The following is a 17,959-nucleotide window of genomic DNA, read 5'->3' as shown; positions in this document are numbered from 1 at the left end:
ACGGACAGGTAGCCCGGCACCGCCCGGTGGCGCACCTCGCGAATACAGCCGGCTACACCGCCAGGAAGGACACGGCCCGGCATCAACTCGGGAGAGACGAACGGCCAATCCAAAGGCGGTTTAACCATCGGGTGATACGGTCGGGCTGGCGAGTGCCGGATAGCCGCCCTGAGGCCTCGAAGTAAGGTCCGACATACCGGATGCGGGCCGGCAGAAGCGGATGGATCCGCCGAAGAACCTCCAAGGCCCGTGCGGCCCTGCGCTGTTCGTGCCTGCCGTAGGGCAGTCCAAAGGAAGAGCGCAAGCGGTCAGGAAGCAAGCCGGCGGTGAGGTCCCTATACCAGTGCGGCACCGGCACCCGACCCGCACCGCTCAGGACACGGGCGCCCGTCACGCGTGCGACCTCGCCGACCGTGAGCACGTCCGAGCTGAGCATGGATTCCATGTACCGACCGAACCCTGGCCCATCCGGCGGCTGCGCTTCGTAGGGGATCCCGAACAGAGCGCCGAGCCTGCGGCTCTCCTGGAAGTACCGCTCGCGCATTCCTGACCCGAGTGGCGGGCACACGAGCTCGTAGGTGGCAAGGGCCGTATCCACAAGCGTGGCATGAACCCACATCAGGGCCGAGGCCTCGTTCGCGAGGTAGCCCGATCCTTTCGGATAAGGCCCGACCCGCTCCGGCATCGTCCCCCGAATCGACGCATGCCGCCGATGCAAACGTCGAGCAGTCGTGAGCGCCTGATCGAGCGATCCGAACACCAGAGCGAACACGATTCCGAACGTGCGATGGAAGCGCCCGATTGGGTCATCCAGAGCCGTCGAATGGTCCGCAATCGCAGCCGCGACCCAGGGATGGGCGAGTTGCATCAGCAGCGCGCGGCCGGCGCCCAGGAAGACGATTGCCTCCCGGTCGACCTGCCACAGGGCCGAATCTGGACCGAACGCGCCTTCGTGCAGCCCGGCGGCCTCGGCTCGGACATGATCCAGGCTTCGTTCGAGATCAGCAAGGCCGACGATCATTGAAGCACAGATCCGTACTCAAGGTGTTGATGATCGCATCGCCGATTTTATCCGACTACGGCAGAGCAGTCTGGGGCTGTGGTTTCATGTGCTGGATTTCGTTCGCGCGATCCAGTCCGGGAGGGCCGCCACAAGACAGATCACCAGGTCTGAGAGCCGCCAGTCGAGGGCACGGGCCTGTTTGGAGGCCTGATCCAGGTCCGAGAGCGAGACGTGCTCGCCCCGCGGCACGACCAGCACGGTCGCGGTGAGCCGGACACCGAGAGCGCGTGCCCGCCCATCCTCGATCGAGATGGCGGGCGCTGAGGCTGCGCGCAGATCCTCTTCTGTCGCCACCTCAGCGCCTCTGGATCGAAGCCACGCGGCGCCGGGATCGCCGGGGAGCGCGGCAACCCTCAAGTCTCGGAGCTTCGGCCGTGGATCCTCTCCGCCCTGTGTCGCGAGCACGATCCGGGTCTCGCGATAGGCCCGCGTGGCACCGAACTGCGCGATGCCGGGCAGCTCGGTCGTTGGTCTGCAGATCACAAGGTCGAGTTCACCCGGCATTGAGCCCGGCGAGCAGTCGCGTTTGTCCTGCGCGACGCACGCCACCGCGCATTGGTGGAAGAACGCCGGCAACACGACCGCCGTCCTGCTCTCGGCCGACCTTTTCCACCCGAAGAGCGACCCGCATCAGATGTGAGGTCGCGCGAGGGCGAGGAGACGGACCATGCCAGATCCCGGCACTCTCGGCCTGAGCGGGCCGACGCCGCGCGAGAGCACCCAGGCGGGTGACCTCGTCCGCAACCTGGTCATCGGCCTGATGGCCTTCCTGACCGTGGTGGACCTGTTCGCCACCCAGGCCATCCTCCCGTCCCTCGCCCGTGCCTACGCGGTGAGCCCGGCGGCCATCGGCTTCGCCGTCAACGCGACCACGCTCGGCATGGCCCTCGGCGGCCTCGGCGTGGCCTTGCTCGGCCCGCGCATCGACCGCCGCCGCGGCGTGGTCGTCAGCCTGCTGCTCCTTGCCATCCCGACCGCCCTGCTCGGGACCCTGCCCGACCTCTGGCTCTTCGCCGCCCTCCGGGTGCTGCAGGGCATCTGCATGGCGGCGGCCACGACTGCAAGCTACCTCGCTGCGGGCACGGACGGGCTCATTCCCGAGACCCTAGCATCGCATTCGCGCACGGCTGGCGCATGCGCCGGAACGGCCGGGCCATCGCGGTGGACGACGATCAGCGGGAGCTGGCGCGCCGTTGAGCCCGCGGGCAGCGTCCCACCATGCCCGACTCGCCCACCCTCGACGTCCCCTCCCCACTGTCCTCGAATGGAGCCGCGGGCCCGCCTCCTTATCATCCGGCCAGCCGCCGCGCCCGCCTGCGAGCCTTCCTGCGCTCTCCAGCGCTATGCCGACCGCTCAACTTGCCCATAAGCGAAGCTCACTGGGAACCGGTCTGATTATGGGTGAGAAGATTCGAAGGGAGTCGGAATCGGCGCTCGAGGCTGCTCTTGAGCGGCTGCGCCGGGCGGGAGGGTTCTGATCCGTTGCGGCCAGCGGAGCCGTTCAAAAGGCTGCCGGGACGGCAGAGCCCCAGGGGTCGGAGCGGCTTGCGAGATTCGTCCTCTCGAAGCTGCTCTTGAGCGGTGGCGGAAGGCTATCGGAGGGTGAGGCAAGGTCTGCGCCAGGGCGAGGTCAGCGATAGGGGGAAGTTGATCCGGTTCGGCAAAGGGGTTTCGCGACGTGTAGTCGCAGTGGGGCCGTTCGCTTTCAAATTCGCCTGTATATGCACCGATAAATGGAAGAGAGGAAGCCGCTGCAACTTAGGTTATGCTAAGACATATCGGCAGGAAAGTGAGGTCAATCGGCAGCTCTTATGTCCGGTTGTAGCTTGCTTGCCGGTTAGGATCCTGCTCATGCAACGAGCTGCTAGACAGATGACGGATGCAGAACACGATCACTTACTGGCCGACGACCTCTTTCCAGAGTGGAAGTACATCCCAGACATGGACGGCGCTCCATTCGAGTACGAGCAGAGTGATTGGGGGTACTACCAGGGCCGGCTCGTCGCCGTGGACTGCGCAGCTCACGAGTTGTTCGAACGCGACGAGATGCCCCGGCAACTCGAATAAGACCTTGCTCGCCTGCAGGGTGATGAACCGCCGGCGGGCGCGTAAGCCGGTGTATGGGCCGAGAAGAGCCCGCCACGGCAGGACCAGGCGGGCTGAGGTGGACTCGTTCAGACCAGCATCAGGCAACCTCGCCTGTCGGCGCGGGTCTGTAACCTTTGCTGGCCGATCCGTCCGCAGGTTGCGCATGCTCACCTCGTGGGTGTGGGCAAGCACACCTCCGGGTTCTCCCTGTCCATCGGGAGGCTGTATCGGGCGTCGCGCGCGAGACCGCGCGGGACGTGTAAGCGTCGGTAGGGCGAGGTCGGCAGCGCAGGTACAAGAGGCGGCCTGCACGATCCGTGTGGCCTCGAAGTGCCGGCCCGTGAAGTCGCCATGGGTTTGGCGCTTTAGCTTGAGGGCAAGAGCGTCCAAGATCCTGGGCCGGCTCCGGGACGGAGACGGCAAGCTCGGCGGGTATGCCTAATGACCCGTGAACGCCCTTACCTTGGCGACAGGACCGCCGATCGAACCCACCGTGTAGCCAACTCAAAAGACCCAGAAATTCCAGCGGTCCAGATAGGTGCCGCGCTCGAAGGTCGCGATCAGCTGCTTGTACCCGCCGCCGTTACCGTCGGCGTCGTACCAGAGCCGGCCGGCGCCCTGGTCGTAGATGAGGTAGTCGTCGGGGTCCTGGGCGTCCGTGCCGGCGCGGAACTCACTGGCGGGGGGCGTCCCCTTGGACAGCGACGAGAAAGCCTCGCCGAGATCGATCATATCGTCAGCGGAGTTGAGGTCCGTGATGTGGTCGATTCCCGTGGAGGAGATCGTGTCCCCGTTGAACACGAACGTGTCGGAACCGGCACTGCCCGTCAGCCAGTCGAAGCCAGCGCCGCCCTCGATGACGTCGTTGCCGCCGCCGCCGTTGATGGTGTCGTTGCCCAGGCCACCGTTGATGGTGTCGTTGCCCAGGCCACCGTTGTAGACATCGGAGCCGAAGCCGAGCTGCACGGCGTCGTTGCCGTCGGTGCCAGAAGAGGTCTGGCCCTGGGCGCCGTAGGAGCCCATCCCGAGCCCGTCGGTGCCGAGGGTGTGGAAGTCGGTGGACGACACGAAGCCGACGTCGCCACGGACCTCGGTCGCGGTGAGGTCGTCGACCGCAACACCGTTCACTTGGTCGGTCTCGACGTCACCCTCGTAGAAGTTGTACGAGCGCGAGGACCAGGGCTCGTTGAACACGACCCAGCCCTGGTGAGAGGCGCCGTCCGAGGCCACGACGATGTTGTTGTGGAAGTCCATCTCCGAGCCGACGGGGCCGTCGGTGCCGACGAGGATGGCGTCGGGGTCGCTCTCGATGATGGTGTTGTAAGAGATGTCGACCCTGTCGTGCTCCACCCCGAACGTGCCGCCGTCGTTGTGGAAGTAGAGGAAGCCCCCGTTGTCCTTCGACAGGTTGTTCTGGATCACGAGGTTGCTGACGGTATCGCCCGTCTCGCCGCCGGTCTCGATGAAGCCGCACGAGTCGGTGGCGGTGTTGTCGTGGATGTAGATGTCGTCGACGGTCTTCCAGATCTCGAACGCGCCGCCGTCCCAGCCGTAGTCGTAGGACGCCGCCTTGCAGTCGTCGATGGTGTTGAACGAGAACTCGTTGTGCGAGCCTGCGATGCTGAAGGCGGTCGCGCCGTAGTCGTCGTTGTTGTCCGGGGCCGAGGTGCCCTGGGTGTTGCGGACCATGATGGTGTCATGGACGTAGTTGCTGGTGTAGAGGCCGTTCTCGCCCGTCACGAGGATGCCCGTGCCGGTCCCGGTGATCTCGCTGTCCTTGACGGTTGCCCAGTTGCCATTGACGACGATGCCGGCCGCGGAACCTGACGTGATCTTGATGTCACTGACCGAGACGTAGTTGCCGTCGACGATGATGGCAGCCGTACCGCCCTCGATGGTCGTCGTAGCGCTGCTGAATACGGGGTCAGCCCCGGTGCCGTACGAGCCGATCACGATGCGGCTGGTGGACGTGCCGGAGGCGTTGATGGCGAGGGTGCCAGAGAAGCTGCAGCCGGCCTTGAACAGGACCTGGTCACCGGGCTGGAGGTTCAGCGAGTTCACCTTCGCGATGGACGCGAACGCGGTCGAGGTGGACGCACCGTTGTTGCTGTCGCTGCCGGCGGCAGAGTCGACGTAGTAGACTGCCATCGAATCCCCCGTCTCATCCGAGCAACTGCTGACGGAGCCCTCGCACCATGCAGGAGAGCACAATGTCCCCGGCAACGAAATAGCCGGCCTTGGCGGGGCAGGATAAGGCTTCAAACGCAGAATTGCACCCCCGAGCCGAAGCCCAGAGTGCGTGGTGAAGTTAGCTGAAAAAATGCAGGGAGCTGGAACCGAGTGGAGACGGCATGAATATGCCATCTCGGCTGAGCCCTGCGGTCAAGCCCCATGGCCGCGGGCTTGAGGGCGGGGCTCGCTGGCGAGGTATGCTGGCAAAGGTCGTTAAGTGCGACCAATGCAGACATTGTCTGATGGGTCAAATCCAAACTTTTACACGTTCGAGACGAGCAGACATGCTCTACCATCCCGCATTTTCTCTCGGTTACCTTTCCCAACGGACTCTGACTGGTCTGCACCAACCTATCCGGTCTCGGGGACAAGTCCCGGCCAAGATGGAGTTCCGCTCACCCTGGTCATCCCATGAAGGGGCGCATCGAGACGCTCTCCACCACGCCGCGTGAGGGCAGCCTCGTTATCTGTCCAGACGAGATGGGCCCTCTCAGCGCCAAGAGCGATCCGGGCCGGGACCTGGTTCGACCCCAGCCGACCCCGGCGGGGCGCGCCCAGCAGGAGATCGACTCTGGCCGGCGTGGCAACGGCTATGTCTTCGGGGCGTTCTGCCCGGCGACGGGCGCCGCCTTCTCGTGCCTCTACCCGGGTCGCGGCGCCGCCCACTGGGTGGCCTTCCTGGAGGACGTTGAGAGCTGGCTGCCGCAGGAGGTCGTGCGCGTCTACGCCATCGCCGACGACTTGGGCAACCATCGCGTCACTGGCAAATATATTTCATGATTAGAAAGCCATTTTCTTTCTATTAACCAATCACAATCATATACATTATAGTACTGATGCGTGCCTTACATCGCTTCGTGCACCAGCCGCACTGCACAGCGTGCGCTCTCAATTAAGAAAGAGTAGCTGTTAACACGTTCTGGGTTAAGTGGAGAACTGGTCTAAACGGGTCGTCGAGCCAGGACGAAGGTGGAAACACCGAACTTGCGCAAACCTGGGGCGCGCTCGATTACCGGCATTAGGCGCCGATACAGCCGAATCAGGCCTTGCGGCAGCCAGGGATAGACCTCGAACACAGGCAGGACATAGCTGACTGAGACGATTTCCAGACCAGACCTCGCCACCACGTTCCTCAGTTCATAGGGCCAGTAGTTCCGCGCCGACATGAAGCGCATAGCAAGCCGGCTCGGAAGCCACGGCAGGAACGGGATCGGGAAGCCCAGATCCCGGCCCATCACACGCATGCCGTGGCCTTCAAACGGGAACCAGCGATTGGGGCTCATGACGGCTAGGTGCCCGCCGGGACGCAGGACACGCCGGATTTCGGCCAAAGTGGCGGGTTCATCGAGCACGTGCTCCAAGACTTCATTGAGGAACACGCCGTTAAACGATTCGGCTTCGAACGGCAGTTCTTGGCCGTCGTACCACGCGAAGCTCACGGTGTCAGAGGCGCCCTTCGCCTTGGCCATTTCGATCCGATCCCGGTCAGGGTCGACCCCGACCGCCTTCTCGGCGCCATAGCGGGTAAGGGCAGCCGTGTAGCCTCCATCGGCACAGCCGTAATCGAGCCACACGCCCTTGAGGACGCCGGTCTCTTTCAGCTTGCCCAAGCGGTACTCGACGTTGCTGCCGACCGCCGTCGAGCCCCCGGGATGCAGATAGGCAGGCTGGCGCGGATCGACGGCAAAGCGCTCGTTCTTGATGGCCGCGAGGCTGGAGGGCATCGGGCGATCCTCCGAATCAGAGATTAGGGTCGCACCCGGATCGCCGGACGCAAACCTATCCAAGGTGGTATCCCCCAAGGTGGTATGCCCAAAGAGATGTGCCCCTCTTCCGTGCGCTTCTGTCCGAGGTGGTATCCCCAAAGAGACGTGCCACCTCCCGTGCGCTTCCTTGGCGGATCCATACCATAGATTATCGTAGAGCGTTATCGTGGCACACTGGGAATGCATCAGCTCAGCGAATCGGCGTCTACTCGTCCCAACTCCCGAACCGCATTCCATCTTCAAGCAGCGGAAGGAGTTTTCAATGATGACACGGAACAGCAGTGCTCTGGACGTGGCAATCGTCGGGGCTGGACCTTACGGCTTGTCGCTTGCAGCGCATCTGCGCGAACAAGGCGTTGAATTCAGGATTTTTGGCGAGCCCATGGGCTTGTGGAAAGACAACATGCCGAAAAACATGTTGCTGAAATCTTGCCCCCAATTCTCTAACATCGCCGACCCCGAGGACGAGTTTACCATCAAGAGCTACTGTGCCGAGCAGAGCGTTCCCTACCATAACGAACTGATTCCGCTGCCGCTCGAACGCTTCGTGCAGTACGGCGACGCATTTCATGTCCGTTATGTTCCCATGCTCGAGCGCAAACGTCTGGTCTCAGTCGAGCTCGCTACGACGCGCTGGCGCGCGCATTTCGATGACGGCGAGACAGTGGAAGCGCGTCGCCTCGTGCTGGCGATCGGCTTGCGCCCCTTCCGGCACCTTCCGGAGCAGGCCCTGCACCTATCGGCCGAGGTCGCCTCCCACAGTAGCGATTACGGCCCGCTGGCCTCGCTCGACGGCAAGGAGGTGGTGATTGTGGGCTCCGGCGCCTCGGCGACGGACCTCGCTGCCCTGATCCACGAGCGCGGAGCACGGGTCACCTTGGTGATGCGTCAGAATGAGATCAGGTTCGCAGGTCGGCCCCGACAGCGCTCTCTGCTGGAGCGGATGTTGACGCCCCGGGCCGGGATTGGCTCAGGTTGGACCATAGCGGCCTGCTCGGCCTTTCCAGAGTTGATCCATGCGCTCCCAGCGGCGCAGCGCCTGCGGCTGGCCAATACGCCGGCTCTCGGCCCGGCCGGCGGCGCCTTCATGCACGATCGCGTCTTGGGCAAGGTCCCGGTGGTGTTCGGCCGCTCCCTGGAGAGGGCGGAAGAACGCAACGGCAAGGTGGAGCTGTACCTCAACGGGCCTTCGGGGCGGCAGGTCGTTGCGGCCGATCACGTGATCTTTGCCACCGGGTACAAGACCGATATCGCCCGGTTCGACGTGCTTCCGGCGAGCCTAGTGGGTCGCATGGCGACGGTCGAGTGCGCACCTCAGCTCTCGTCGCATTACGAGACCTCGCTGCCCGGGCTGCACGTGATCGGTCCTGCTGCCGCCAATAGCTTCGGCCCCGTTTGCCGCTTCGTTTACGGAACCCGGTACCCGGCCCGGCATCTCGCCCGGTATTTGCCGCGCATCTTGGCGCGGCGGTCGGTAATCGCTCCTAAGCTTCAACCTCTGAGCGAGACGGTTTTGCAACAATGAATACCCCTTTCAATTTCGAAACCTTGAAGTCCATGGCCGAGCAGAGCCGGAGCTTGCCTGGTGTGTGGACCGCCACGGCCTCGGGAGAACGCTTCGTTCTCCCCAGGGTCAGTTTCGTGATCCCGACCCTCAACGAGGCCAAGAACCTGCCCTGGCTGCTGCCCCGTGTTCCGGCCTGGGCGCATGAGATCATCATCGTGGACGGCCGCTCGACGGATGGAACGGTCGAGATTGCTCGCAAGTTGCGGGACGTGAAGGTGGTGATGGAAACCCGGAGCGGCAAAGGCGCCGCGCTCAATGCCGGATTCGGGGCGGCAACCGGCGACATCATCGTCATGCTGGATGCTGACGGCTCCATGGCGCCGGAAGAGTCGATCCTATTCGTCGGTGCGCTGATGGCCGGAGCCGATGTGGCTAAGGGCTCGCGCTTCGTGCAGAGCGCCGGCACGGACGACATGTCGTATTTCCGGATGTTCGGCAATTGGGGGCTCACCCAGATCGTGCGCCTGCTCTACGGCGGGGCCTGGACCGATCTGTGCTACGGCTACATGGCCTTCTGGACCAAGCACGTTCCGACCCTCAACTGCGATTGCGACGGCTTCGAGATCGAGACCCTGATCAACGTGCGGGCTATGAAGGCCCGGCTGCGCATCGTCGAGGTGCCGAGCTTCGAGGCTAGCCGCATCGTTGGTCTCAGCAACCTGCGGGCCATCCCGGATGGCTGGCGCGTGCTCAAGACCATTGTGCGTGAGCGGCTGGTTCCGCGAAAATCTGAAATCGCTTACGGTCACCCGTAGCCGGGATCGGTGCGCGTTCATGTCCAGTTGTGATTGTGGACCGGAACAAGGACCAGTGAGCTGGATTGGGGTTCGTCCATGCGCATTCTGATGGTGTCTGCGCGCTACTACCCGTTCATGGGCGGGATCGAGACTCATATTCATGAGGTGGGACCCCGGTTGGCCGCGCTCGGTCATTCGGTCGACGCTTTAACCACCGATCCGAGCGGCACTCTCCCCCACGAAGAACTCGTCAAGGGCATGCGCGTCCGGCGGGTCCGGGCATGGCCGAAGCACCGGGACTATCACTTCGCCCCCGGGGTCATGACCGAGATCCTCCGCGGGAGCTGGGACATCATCCATTTCCAGGGCTGGCACACCTTCGTGGCCCCGCTCGGGCTTTTGGCGGCCGTGAAGCGCGATCTCCCGTTCGTGCTGACCTTCCACAGCGGCGGCCATTCCTCGAGGCTCCGGAACGCCGTGCGCAGCTTGCAGAGAGCGCTCCTGAAGCCCCTGATCGCCCGGGCCGACCGGCTGATCGGCGTGTCCGAATTCGAGGCCGATTTCTTTTCCAGCACGATGGGGATCCCGCGCGATCGCTTCGCGGTCGTGCCGAACGGCACCTCGACACTCACCCCCAGCCCGGGCGTCCGCGTCGACCCGAACCTGATCATCTCGGTCGGCCGGCTGGAGCGCTACAAGGGGCATCACAGGGTCATTGAGGCGATGCCTGAACTGCTGCGCCGGGTCCCCGGAGCGCGGCTCAAGATCCTCGGTGCCGGCCCTTATGAGGCGGAACTGAAGGCGGCTCGGCACCAGCTCTGTCTTACGGACGTGGTCACCATCGAGGCCATCCCCGGCGCGGAGCGCCAGCGCCTCGCGGACACCGTGGCGAGCGCCGGCCTTTTAGTGCTGCTGAGCGAGTACGAGGCCCACCCAGTCGCCGTGATCGAGGCCCTGTCTCTCGGCCGTCCGGCCCTGGTCAGCGACACCTCGGGCACGCGCGAGCTGGCCCAGAAGGGCCTTTGCCGAGCGATTCCCCTCGATGCCACCCCGGTCGCGATCGCCGACGCTCTGGCCGAGGAGCTGCGGACGCCGCGATCCGTTCCGGCTGAGACGCTGCCGAATTGGGACGATTGTGCACAGGCGCTCCTGGACGTTTATCACTCTGTCACGAGCCGACCTGTCCGCAGGCCGAATTCCTCACAGCCGGTTACTATAAAGCCCGTAGGCTAGCCGAGGGTTCTCGGGGCGATGGCGAGCGCTTCATTTCTCACAGGCAACGTGTTTCTGTCGGCTCGGTCGGTTCGGCCGGTTGTAGCCTTCGTGTCCAACCTCATCGGCCCGGAATTGCACGGCGGCACGGTCGACCCGAAACCCCACCCGGTCAGCCCCGGCTGGATCGCCGGGCTGTGTGTCACGATCGCCCTCGGCCTGTTGCTGGTTGTCGTTGGCAACGGAGCCGGTCTTCGCGGCTCTCCCATTGCCTTCCCGGTCTATTGGACCGGCACGGTCCTGGTCCTGGTCCCGGCGGCTTTGCGCGTGTCTCGCCCGCTCGTCGCCCGCGGGGAGCGGCTAGTCATCCTGCTGGTCATGGCGGAGGCCCTCTATCTCGTCAAGGTCGTCTACTACCCCCTGAATTTCGTCGGCCATGACGAGTTCCTGCATTGGACCGCGGCCGTCGACCTGATTACCGCTAGGCGGCTTTTCCTGACCAACCCGTTGCTCGAAGTCCAGGCGAGCTACCCAGGTCTGGAGATCGTCACCACCGCTGTGGCCCATCTCACCGGCACCTCGGTGTTCGTGGCGGGCTCGATCCTGCTTGCGGTCTTGCGGGCCACCTTCGTCGGCGCCCTGTTTCTGTTCCTGGAAAAAATCTCAGGCTCGGTGCGAATTGCCGGCATCGGCTGCCTCGTCTACATGGGCTGCCCGACCTTTCTGCTGTTCGAGTCGATGTTCTCTTACGAGAGCCTCGGCATCGTTCTGTGCGCGCTCACCTTCGCGATCGAGGCCGGATCTCGGGACTTGGAACCGCGCCAGCGGTATGGGTCGGTCCTGCTGATTGGGCTGGTCCTGGCAAGCCTTGCCGTCACCCACCACCTGTCCTCGGCGTTCGGCGCTATTTATTTTGGCGGCCTCGCGCTGACGGAAGCCTTGCGCCATGGACCGATGCGAACCGGGGTCCGCCTCGTTCTGGTCACGTCGGCCGTGCTGGCCATCACCCTGCCCTTGCTGTGGATGGAATTGCGTGGGAATCCGGTCGAGAGTTATCTCGGACCGGTGATCGAGCACGCCTACAAGGTCCTGTTGAACAAGATCCAAGGCTTCCCGGTCATGCCGGCCGAGATTCCCAACGAACGGCCGCAACAGCCGATCCTCATGCGCGCGACAACTCTGTTCGGCGTTCTGCTGATCGCCTTGTGCTTGGCAACGGGGTTCTTCCGCACCTGGGGCTTGTCGGCGGTCGGGGCCTTGCGCCCCGGCTGGGCCTTGATCGGGGAGGTTCTGCGCAAGCGGCACTGGCGTGACAGCCGCCTGATCTTCCTCACCATGGTGGCGGTCGGGTTCCCGGTCTCGGTGGCGCTGCGGTTGACCATCGGCGGGTGGGAGGTCGGCAACCGTATGGGCAGCTTCGTGTTCTTCGCAGTGGCCCTGCTCGTCGCCGTAAGCATCGTCCATTTCTGGCAGCGGCGGGCAGCGCGCGGTTGGCGTCTCCACGCGTCGAGCGCCTTCGTGGCGATCATCGTCATGAGCGGCTCCACCTCCGCCACGATCGACCCCATCCGCGGCATGTTCAGGGTGGTCGCCGATAGCGAATCCATCGAGACCATGGGGGTCGAGACAGCCTTGTGGACCAAGGAATGGCTCGGTCCGGGCAATCGGTTCAGCTCTGACCGGATCAATCGGCTGCTGCTAGCGGGCTATGGCCGCCAGGACGTGCGGATCGACGTGTGGCAGGGCATTACCGCAGGGCGTGTCTTCCTCGCCGAACAGCTCTATCCGGATGGCTATTACGCCCTGGTGAATGGCGATGTCGACTTCCTGCTGGCCGATCTGCGTCTCACCTTCGCCGAACCGGTCATGGGTTACTACTACGAGCCTTGGGAAGACAATACCGGGATGAAGGTCCCAGCCTCGTCGTTGCTCAAGTTCAACGATGTTGAGGGGGTGACCCGAATCTACGACAACGGTTTCCAGATCATCTATGATGTGAGGGCACTGCATGCGCCCCGCTAGAAACTGGGATCTCATGGCGGCCTGCCTGTGGGCCGGGCTCATGGTCGCCGCGGCCCTTTTCACCGACTCTCCCGTGCTGCGCACCGCCTTGGGCGTGCCTTTGGTCTTCCTGATCGTCGGGCACACGGTTCTGCGCGCCGTCGGCATTCCGACCGTCACGCTGACGCAACACCTGACTTACTCCGTCGGGGCGAGCCTCGCCTCCTGCATCCTCGGCGGCTTCGCGCTTCATTTCGCGCATGGACTGAACCCGATCGGTTGGGCGATATGGATGTGGGGAGTGACGGCGCTGGCCACGGTGATTGCCGGTATTCGCCGCACCACGCCCGCCCTTCCGCCGCGTCTTAGCGTGATTCCGGGCTTCCGGCTGTGGCACGGGCTGGCCCTGACGGCCTCTGTTCTGATCGTAGTGGGGGCCTTTGCCTTGGCCGTCGACCAGGAAGAGAACCACCGCGAGTTCCGATACACGGAATTCTGGATCGTGCCCCAGGAAGGTTCAGGTGAGCTCGTGGTTGGGATCCGCAGCGCCGAGACCAAGGGTCAGGTGTTCGATGTTGAGGTCACGCTGGATAACCGTCCCTTCGCGACCTATCGCGGCCTCGTCATCGAGCCCGGCGAGACGTGGACCCACAACATTCCTGTGCTGATCACCGATGCGCCGCAAAAGGCGGAAGCCCGCCTGTTCCGTCCGCAGGACAACGTGATCTATCGCCATGTCTCGGCGCTCGTGCCGGGCACATGACCAGGGAGAGGCCGGTGCGCGTCTTGCTGCTCACCCAATTCTATCCGCCGATTATCGGCGGCGAGGAGCGGCACGTGCGCAATCTCGGCGCCGCCCTGGCCGCGCGCGGGCATCATGTCAGCGTGGGGACCCAGGCCGCACCCGGCGCCTGCGAGACCGAAATGGATGGGGCCGTGCGGGTGCATCGTCTGCGGGGCACACTCCAGCGCCTGACAGGCTTGCACGCCGACTCCGTGCGACCGCACGCGCCGCCTTTCCCGGATCCGGAACTGACCCTCGGCTTGCAGCGCCTGATCACGCTGGAGCAGCCCGACATCGTTCACGCCCACAACTGGCTCTACGCCTCCTATCTGCCGCTCAAGCGCCGTTGTGGCCCCCGCCTCGTGGTGACGCTCCATGATTACAGCCTCGTCTGTCCCAAGAAAAACTACATGCACTGGGGTACGCACCTCTGTGAAGGCCCGGGCCTCCCCAAGTGCCTGCCCTGCGCAACCAAGCATTACGGTGCCGCCAAGGCTTCGCTGACCACGCTCGGGACCTTCGCAACCAAGCACGCGGCGCGGCGCACTGTCGACTACTTCATTCCGGTCAGCTGGGCGGTGGCTCGTCATTCCCGGCTCTGCGAAGATTCTGCACCCTTCGAGGTCATTCCCAACTTCGTGCCGGACAATGTCGGGGTGCTTGGCCCGGAGGATTCCAGCCTCGCCGGGTTGCCGCGCGAGCCGTTCATCCTGTTCGTCGGCGACATGATGCGGCTCAAGGGCATCGAGGTTTTGCTCGATGCTTATGGCTGCTTGCCGGACGCCCCGCCGCTGGTGCTGATCGGACGCAGTTTCCCGGAGACCCCGGACAGATTTCCGTCGAACGTTTACGTATTCAATTCCTGGCCGCACGGGGCCATCATGCATGCCTGGAAGCGCTCCCTCTTCGGCGTGTTGCCCTCGACGGGGCCTGAGGCCTGTGCCACGGTGATCATGGAGGCCATGGCGTCCGGCAAGGCCGTGGTGGCGAGCGACATCGGCGGCATGCCGGACCTGATCGACCATGGCGAGACCGGGCTTCTGGTGCCCCCCGGTGACGCGGCGGCCCTGGCCGGGGCTATGCGGCGGCTAATCGACGAACCAGCGTTGCGGGCCAGAATGGAGACGTTGAGTCTCGTGCGAGTGAAGCGGCTCATGGCCGATGCCGTTGTGACCCGGATCGAACAGGTCTACGAGGACGTTCTTCACAATCGCCTGCCCGCGACCGCAGGAGAATCCCTGTGTTCGTAGGCTTCACCGAATCGATTGGCCGCTTGTTTCGACCATTTCGCAAGAGCACGACGCTCGTCCAGAATTCGGGCGCGATGGCGATCGGCTCGATGGTGACGGCCGTCCTCGGCTTTGCCTATTGGTGGCTCGCCGCGCGGCTCTTCCCGCCGGAAGTGGTCGGAACGGCAACGGCTCTGCTGTCGATCATGGGGCTTCTCGGGCTTCTCGGCGAGGCGGGTCTTGGCACCCTCCTGATGGGCGAGATCGCCCGCCATCCAAGTCGGATGCCCGGGCTGGTGGCCGCGGCGTGTTCGGTTGGCGGGTTGATGTCGATCTGCTTGGCCTCGCTGTACCTGATCACCGCCTATCTCCTGATGGGGTCTGAACGGCTCATCCATGGCTGGACCAGCGGCATCGTCTTCGTCTTGGGTACGGGTTTGAGCGGGCTCTCGATTCTCACCGATCAAGCGTTCATCGGCATGCTGCGCACGACCAGCGGTATGATCCGGCAGACGCTGTTCGCAATTTTTAAGCTCGGTTTCCTCCTGCTGGCGATCAGCACACCGAGCGCCTTGACCATTCTCCTGAGCTGGGCGGCCGGCATGTTCGTCTCTTGGATCGGGCTCGACCTCATCGTCCGAGGGGAGGCGCGCCGGCTCCTGGTCCAGCCCGACTTTCGATTGCTCTACCACCTGCGCTCCAAGGCGTGGGCGCATTACTGTCTCGACGTCGCCCTGCAGGCTCCAAGCATCGGGATGCCGTACCTCGTTCTGGTGCTTCTCTCGCCGACCATCAACGCCCCGTTCGCGGCAATCTGGATGCTCGTGTCGGTCGTGAACATCATTCCGGCCGCCCTCGCGACGGTACTGTTCCCCGCAGTCCGCGCCGATCCGGGGCAGAGCCGGCATCAAGTGGGATTGTCGCTGGCCCTGTCTTCCGTCTTCTCGCTCGGGTGCGGCGTGCTCCTTTATTTTGCCACCGAGACTCTGCTCGGGTTGTTCAATCCCGCTTACCCGGCACTTGCCGGCACGGGCTTGGACTGGCTCGGCTTCAGCCTGATCGGCTGGACCATGAAGATGCATGCCTGCACGATCGCACGCCTGAGTGACAGCATGGCCAAGGTGTCCCGCTGGTTCGCTCTGGGTGGCCTCCTGGAGGTCGGCGCCGCTGCGCTGGGCGCCCAGTATGGCGCCCTTCACGGATTGGTGGCGGGATGGACGGCGGCCATCACAGTCGTGGGGGCGGTCGTGCTGGCGCGCAGTGTCGTGGTGGCACGGGCCAAGAGATCCTCCCCGGGCTTGGGCGACGGGGCGTGCCCGACTCGGGCGTAGACAGGGGGAGGAGCGCCGTGAAGTGTTATCGACCTCAACTGGACGGCCTGCGGGCGATCGCGATCGGGCTGGTGGGGATCGAGCATTACGGCGGGCCGCTCGTGCACGAGCATTTCCCGATCAGTGCGGGTGCGGTGGGGGTCCACCTCTTTTTCGTCCTAAGCGGCTTTCTGATCACCCGCAACCTGCTGCTGCGGCTCGATGGACACTCGCCCGGTGACGTCATCCGGCGCTTCTTCATCGGCCGCGCGGCGCGTCTCGCGCCGGCCTATTACTTGGCTCTTCTCGTGCTCTTCGCGCTCGGGGCGCCGAAGGTCTCCGACCATATCTTCTGGCACCTGACCTACATGAGCAATTATCTGGCCGCGACTGGCGGCCCGTTGCTGGTGTTCTGGTCCCTGGCGGTCGAGGAGCAGTTCTACCTGATGCTGCCGCTGCTGCTGTTCCTGTACAACTGGAACGCCGTGCGGGTGGCGACGGGGCTGATTGTCGTCGGGTTCCTGTCGCGCAGCTTGGTTCTGGCCACCCCAATCGACCCCTGGTCATTCGAGCTGTCGATCCTCGGCAAGTTCGAGATCCTCGGGACGGGGGTTCTGATTGGCGCCTTGTCGTACCAGGCTTCCCAGCAGGGGAACCGGTTTTTGTTCGGCCCCGCCCTCGTGGCGCTCGCGGTCGCCTGCTTCGTCTTCCAGGGCGTCGCTTGGTACCTGTGGGGCAACGGCGTGGTGCGCCATCTCACCTTCCCCCTGACCACCGGCATCTTCTTCGCGATGCTGGTGCTGCGGGCCGATGCCGACCTGCCCGGGCTTTTGGCCTTCTTCAGCGGCTTCGCCTTCGTGCGCTTCGTCGGCAAGATTTCGTACGGCATCTATCTGACGCATGCGTTCTTCCCGGAGATTTTCACCTCGACGCTTTACGTGCACCATTTCGGACCCGCCCCGCTCTGGGTGCAGGGGCTCGGCTCGATCGCCTTGAGCCTGCTTGTTCCGACGCTGTCCTGGTATCTGATCGAGCACCCGTTCCTGCGCTTCAAGGAGCGGGTGCTGGACGGGCGAGCCGCCCTGCGCTCGCTTGCTGCCCCGGTGAGCCGAGCCGCGCCGTGAAGGCTACTTCGTCGCCACCGCGACAATGCCCATGACCAGGTGCGAAATCGGGTGCTGGCGCAGCCGGGACGGGAGCCGTTCCACCACCCGCTCCAGGCCGCACAACAGGGGATAGGGCACGGTTACCAGCCAGCGTCCCCGCACGACGATCGGGAACTGCATGCGCCGGAACCCAGCTTGGCGCAGCATCGCTTCGATCGACCCGTAATCGTATTCCCGCATGTGGAAGCCGGTCGCCACGTCGTCGAAATAGACCGAGATGTCGTGCGGGCCGGTGATGTGACTCGGTGTCGTCATGATGTAGCGCCCGCCGGGCTTCAGAACCCGGTAGATCTCGGCGAGCTGCGCCTCAGCATCCTCGACATGCAGATGCTCCATGAGCTGATCCGAATGCGCGAGATCGATCGATGCATCGGGCAATGGGACCTTGACCCCGCTGGTCCTGACAAAGCGGAAGTTCGCAGGCGCGAAGGTGTAATCGATCAGGACATCGGTGACATCAAGCCCGAGCACCTCCTTGGCAGAGGAAGCCAGCGCGAAGGGCACTGCAGCCGTGCCGCAGCCCACTTCGAGATACACCGACTCCTGCGTCAGGAGTGTCTTGAGCTGGCTCACTTGCCCAGCTATAGTTTTGGCTCGAACCTCGGCATTGGCGTGTTTCTGAGGGTGGTCCGGGAGGCCGCCGAACAGCTCGGCATAAACTTCCGCATAGAGCTGAGCACGATCCTCGCGCGAGGCGGCTCGCAGCCGGTCGGCCAGCCTGCGTTCAAGTTCGTAATGCGCGATCAACCGCTCCGGAGATCGTGTGTCGCCAAACCGATTCTGAATGGACCTATAGTCCGGTTT

17 protein-coding genes and 1 pseudogene are annotated in these 17,959 nt (G+C 64.1%); 12 read left to right on the top strand and 6 right to left on the bottom strand.

Translation table 11 applies throughout. The annotated features are described in order from the left end of the window. Positions 1-82: 82 nt before the first annotated feature. Together MNOD_RS32495 and MNOD_RS47340 are read right to left on the bottom strand one after the other, a co-directional pair. Positions 83-1,021 carry an oxygenase MpaB family protein gene (locus tag MNOD_RS32495; protein ID WP_015933190.1) on the bottom strand — a complete coding sequence of 313 codons (939 nt, stop codon included), beginning with the start codon at positions 1,019-1,021 and terminating at the stop codon, positions 83-85. 84 nt (positions 1,022-1,105) lie between these two features. Beyond that, positions 1,106-1,357, bottom strand: coding sequence for a hypothetical protein (locus tag MNOD_RS47340; protein WP_157091613.1), 252 nt, complete (start codon positions 1,355-1,357; stop codon positions 1,106-1,108). Positions 1,358-1,511: 154 nt separating this feature from the next. On the opposite strand from MNOD_RS47340, the gene MNOD_RS48435 reads away from it, so the two are divergent. The 3 genes from MNOD_RS48435 to MNOD_RS48430 all read left to right on the top strand — a co-directional run bounded on the left by MNOD_RS48435 (position 1,512) and on the right by MNOD_RS48430 (position 3,130). Further along, complete coding sequence (locus MNOD_RS48435) at positions 1,512-1,703, top strand: hypothetical protein (protein WP_198157566.1); 192 nt, start codon at positions 1,512-1,514, stop codon at positions 1,701-1,703. A 27-nt stretch (positions 1,704-1,730) separates the two neighbouring features. Beyond that, entirely contained in the window at positions 1,731-2,432 is a 702-nt protein-coding gene (locus MNOD_RS50790; protein WP_015933188.1) for an MFS transporter, read from the top strand. Positions 2,433-2,935: 503 nt separating this feature from the next. Then, complete coding sequence (locus MNOD_RS48430; RefSeq protein ID WP_043749836.1) at positions 2,936-3,130, top strand: hypothetical protein; 195 nt, start codon at positions 2,936-2,938, stop codon at positions 3,128-3,130. 318 nt (positions 3,131-3,448) lie between these two features. Here MNOD_RS48430 and MNOD_RS47335 read toward each other — a convergent pair. Continuing rightward, a pseudogene (locus tag MNOD_RS47335) lies at positions 3,449-3,544 on the bottom strand (IS6 family transposase); the annotation flags it as partial. Positions 3,545-3,655: 111 nt separating this feature from the next. Further along, a complete protein-coding gene (locus tag MNOD_RS50160) occupies positions 3,656-5,299 on the bottom strand; it encodes a calcium-binding protein (protein WP_015933186.1) in 1,644 nt (547 codons plus the stop codon). Between the two features lie 495 nt (positions 5,300-5,794). Between MNOD_RS50160 and MNOD_RS32470 the strand changes: the two genes are divergently transcribed. Further along, positions 5,795-6,163, top strand: a complete 369-nt coding sequence (locus tag MNOD_RS32470; RefSeq protein WP_015933185.1) for a hypothetical protein — start codon at positions 5,795-5,797, stop codon at positions 6,161-6,163. A 161-nt stretch (positions 6,164-6,324) separates the two neighbouring features. On the opposite strand, the gene MNOD_RS32465 is transcribed toward MNOD_RS32470, so the two are convergent. Further along, on the bottom strand, positions 6,325-7,107 hold the full coding sequence (locus MNOD_RS32465; RefSeq protein WP_015933184.1) for a class I SAM-dependent methyltransferase: 783 nt from the start codon (positions 7,105-7,107) through the stop codon (positions 6,325-6,327). 304 nt (positions 7,108-7,411) lie between these two features. Here MNOD_RS32465 and MNOD_RS32460 point away from each other — a divergent pair, with 304 nt between their 5' ends. The 8 genes from MNOD_RS32460 (at position 7,412) to MNOD_RS41965 (ending at position 17,113) form a co-directional block, all read left to right on the top strand. Further along, positions 7,412-8,674 (top strand): FAD-dependent oxidoreductase, encoded by a 1,263-nt coding sequence (locus MNOD_RS32460; RefSeq protein ID WP_015933183.1) that lies wholly within the window; start codon positions 7,412-7,414, stop codon positions 8,672-8,674. Positions 8,675-8,790: 116 nt separating this feature from the next. Beyond that, positions 8,791-9,471: a glycosyltransferase family 2 protein gene (locus MNOD_RS32455; RefSeq protein ID WP_244424605.1), complete on the top strand. Its 681-nt coding sequence runs from the start codon at positions 8,791-8,793 to the stop codon at positions 9,469-9,471. A 78-nt stretch (positions 9,472-9,549) separates the two neighbouring features. Further along, positions 9,550-10,686, top strand: a complete 1,137-nt coding sequence (locus tag MNOD_RS32450) for a glycosyltransferase family 4 protein (RefSeq protein ID WP_015933181.1) — start codon at positions 9,550-9,552, stop codon at positions 10,684-10,686. Between the two features lie 90 nt (positions 10,687-10,776). Beyond that, a complete protein-coding gene (locus tag MNOD_RS32445; RefSeq protein WP_157091611.1) occupies positions 10,777-12,687 on the top strand; it encodes a hypothetical protein in 1,911 nt (636 codons plus the stop codon). 13 nt (positions 12,688-12,700) lie between these two features. Beyond that, positions 12,701-13,429, top strand: a complete 729-nt coding sequence (locus tag MNOD_RS32440; RefSeq protein WP_043749833.1) for a hypothetical protein — start codon at positions 12,701-12,703, stop codon at positions 13,427-13,429. A gap of 14 nt (positions 13,430-13,443) precedes the next feature. After that, positions 13,444-14,700: a glycosyltransferase family 4 protein gene (locus MNOD_RS32435; protein WP_050783455.1), complete on the top strand. Its 1,257-nt coding sequence runs from the start codon at positions 13,444-13,446 to the stop codon at positions 14,698-14,700. Continuing rightward, positions 14,691-16,010, top strand: a complete 1,320-nt coding sequence (locus MNOD_RS47330) for a lipopolysaccharide biosynthesis protein (protein WP_015933177.1) — start codon at positions 14,691-14,693, stop codon at positions 16,008-16,010. Before MNOD_RS32435 ends, MNOD_RS47330 begins: the two co-directional genes overlap by 10 nt. Before the next feature lie 17 nt (positions 16,011-16,027). Then, positions 16,028-17,113, top strand: coding sequence for an acyltransferase family protein (locus MNOD_RS41965; protein ID WP_015933176.1), 1,086 nt, complete (start codon positions 16,028-16,030; stop codon positions 17,111-17,113). A gap of 3 nt (positions 17,114-17,116) precedes the next feature. Here MNOD_RS41965 and MNOD_RS32420 read toward each other — a convergent pair whose 3' ends face one another. Beyond that, positions 17,117-17,902 (bottom strand): class I SAM-dependent methyltransferase, encoded by a 786-nt coding sequence (locus MNOD_RS32420; RefSeq protein ID WP_244424604.1) that lies wholly within the window; start codon positions 17,900-17,902, stop codon positions 17,117-17,119. Positions 17,903-17,959 lie beyond the last annotated feature (57 nt).

Origin of the sequence: Methylobacterium nodulans ORS 2060 (genome assembly GCF_000022085.1) — a bacterium.
In the GTDB taxonomy this organism is placed as follows: Bacteria; Pseudomonadota; Alphaproteobacteria; order Rhizobiales; family Beijerinckiaceae; genus Methylobacterium; species Methylobacterium nodulans.
The sequence above is the reverse complement of the archived record's forward strand: the minus strand, read 5'-3'. Positions and strand labels throughout refer to the sequence as shown.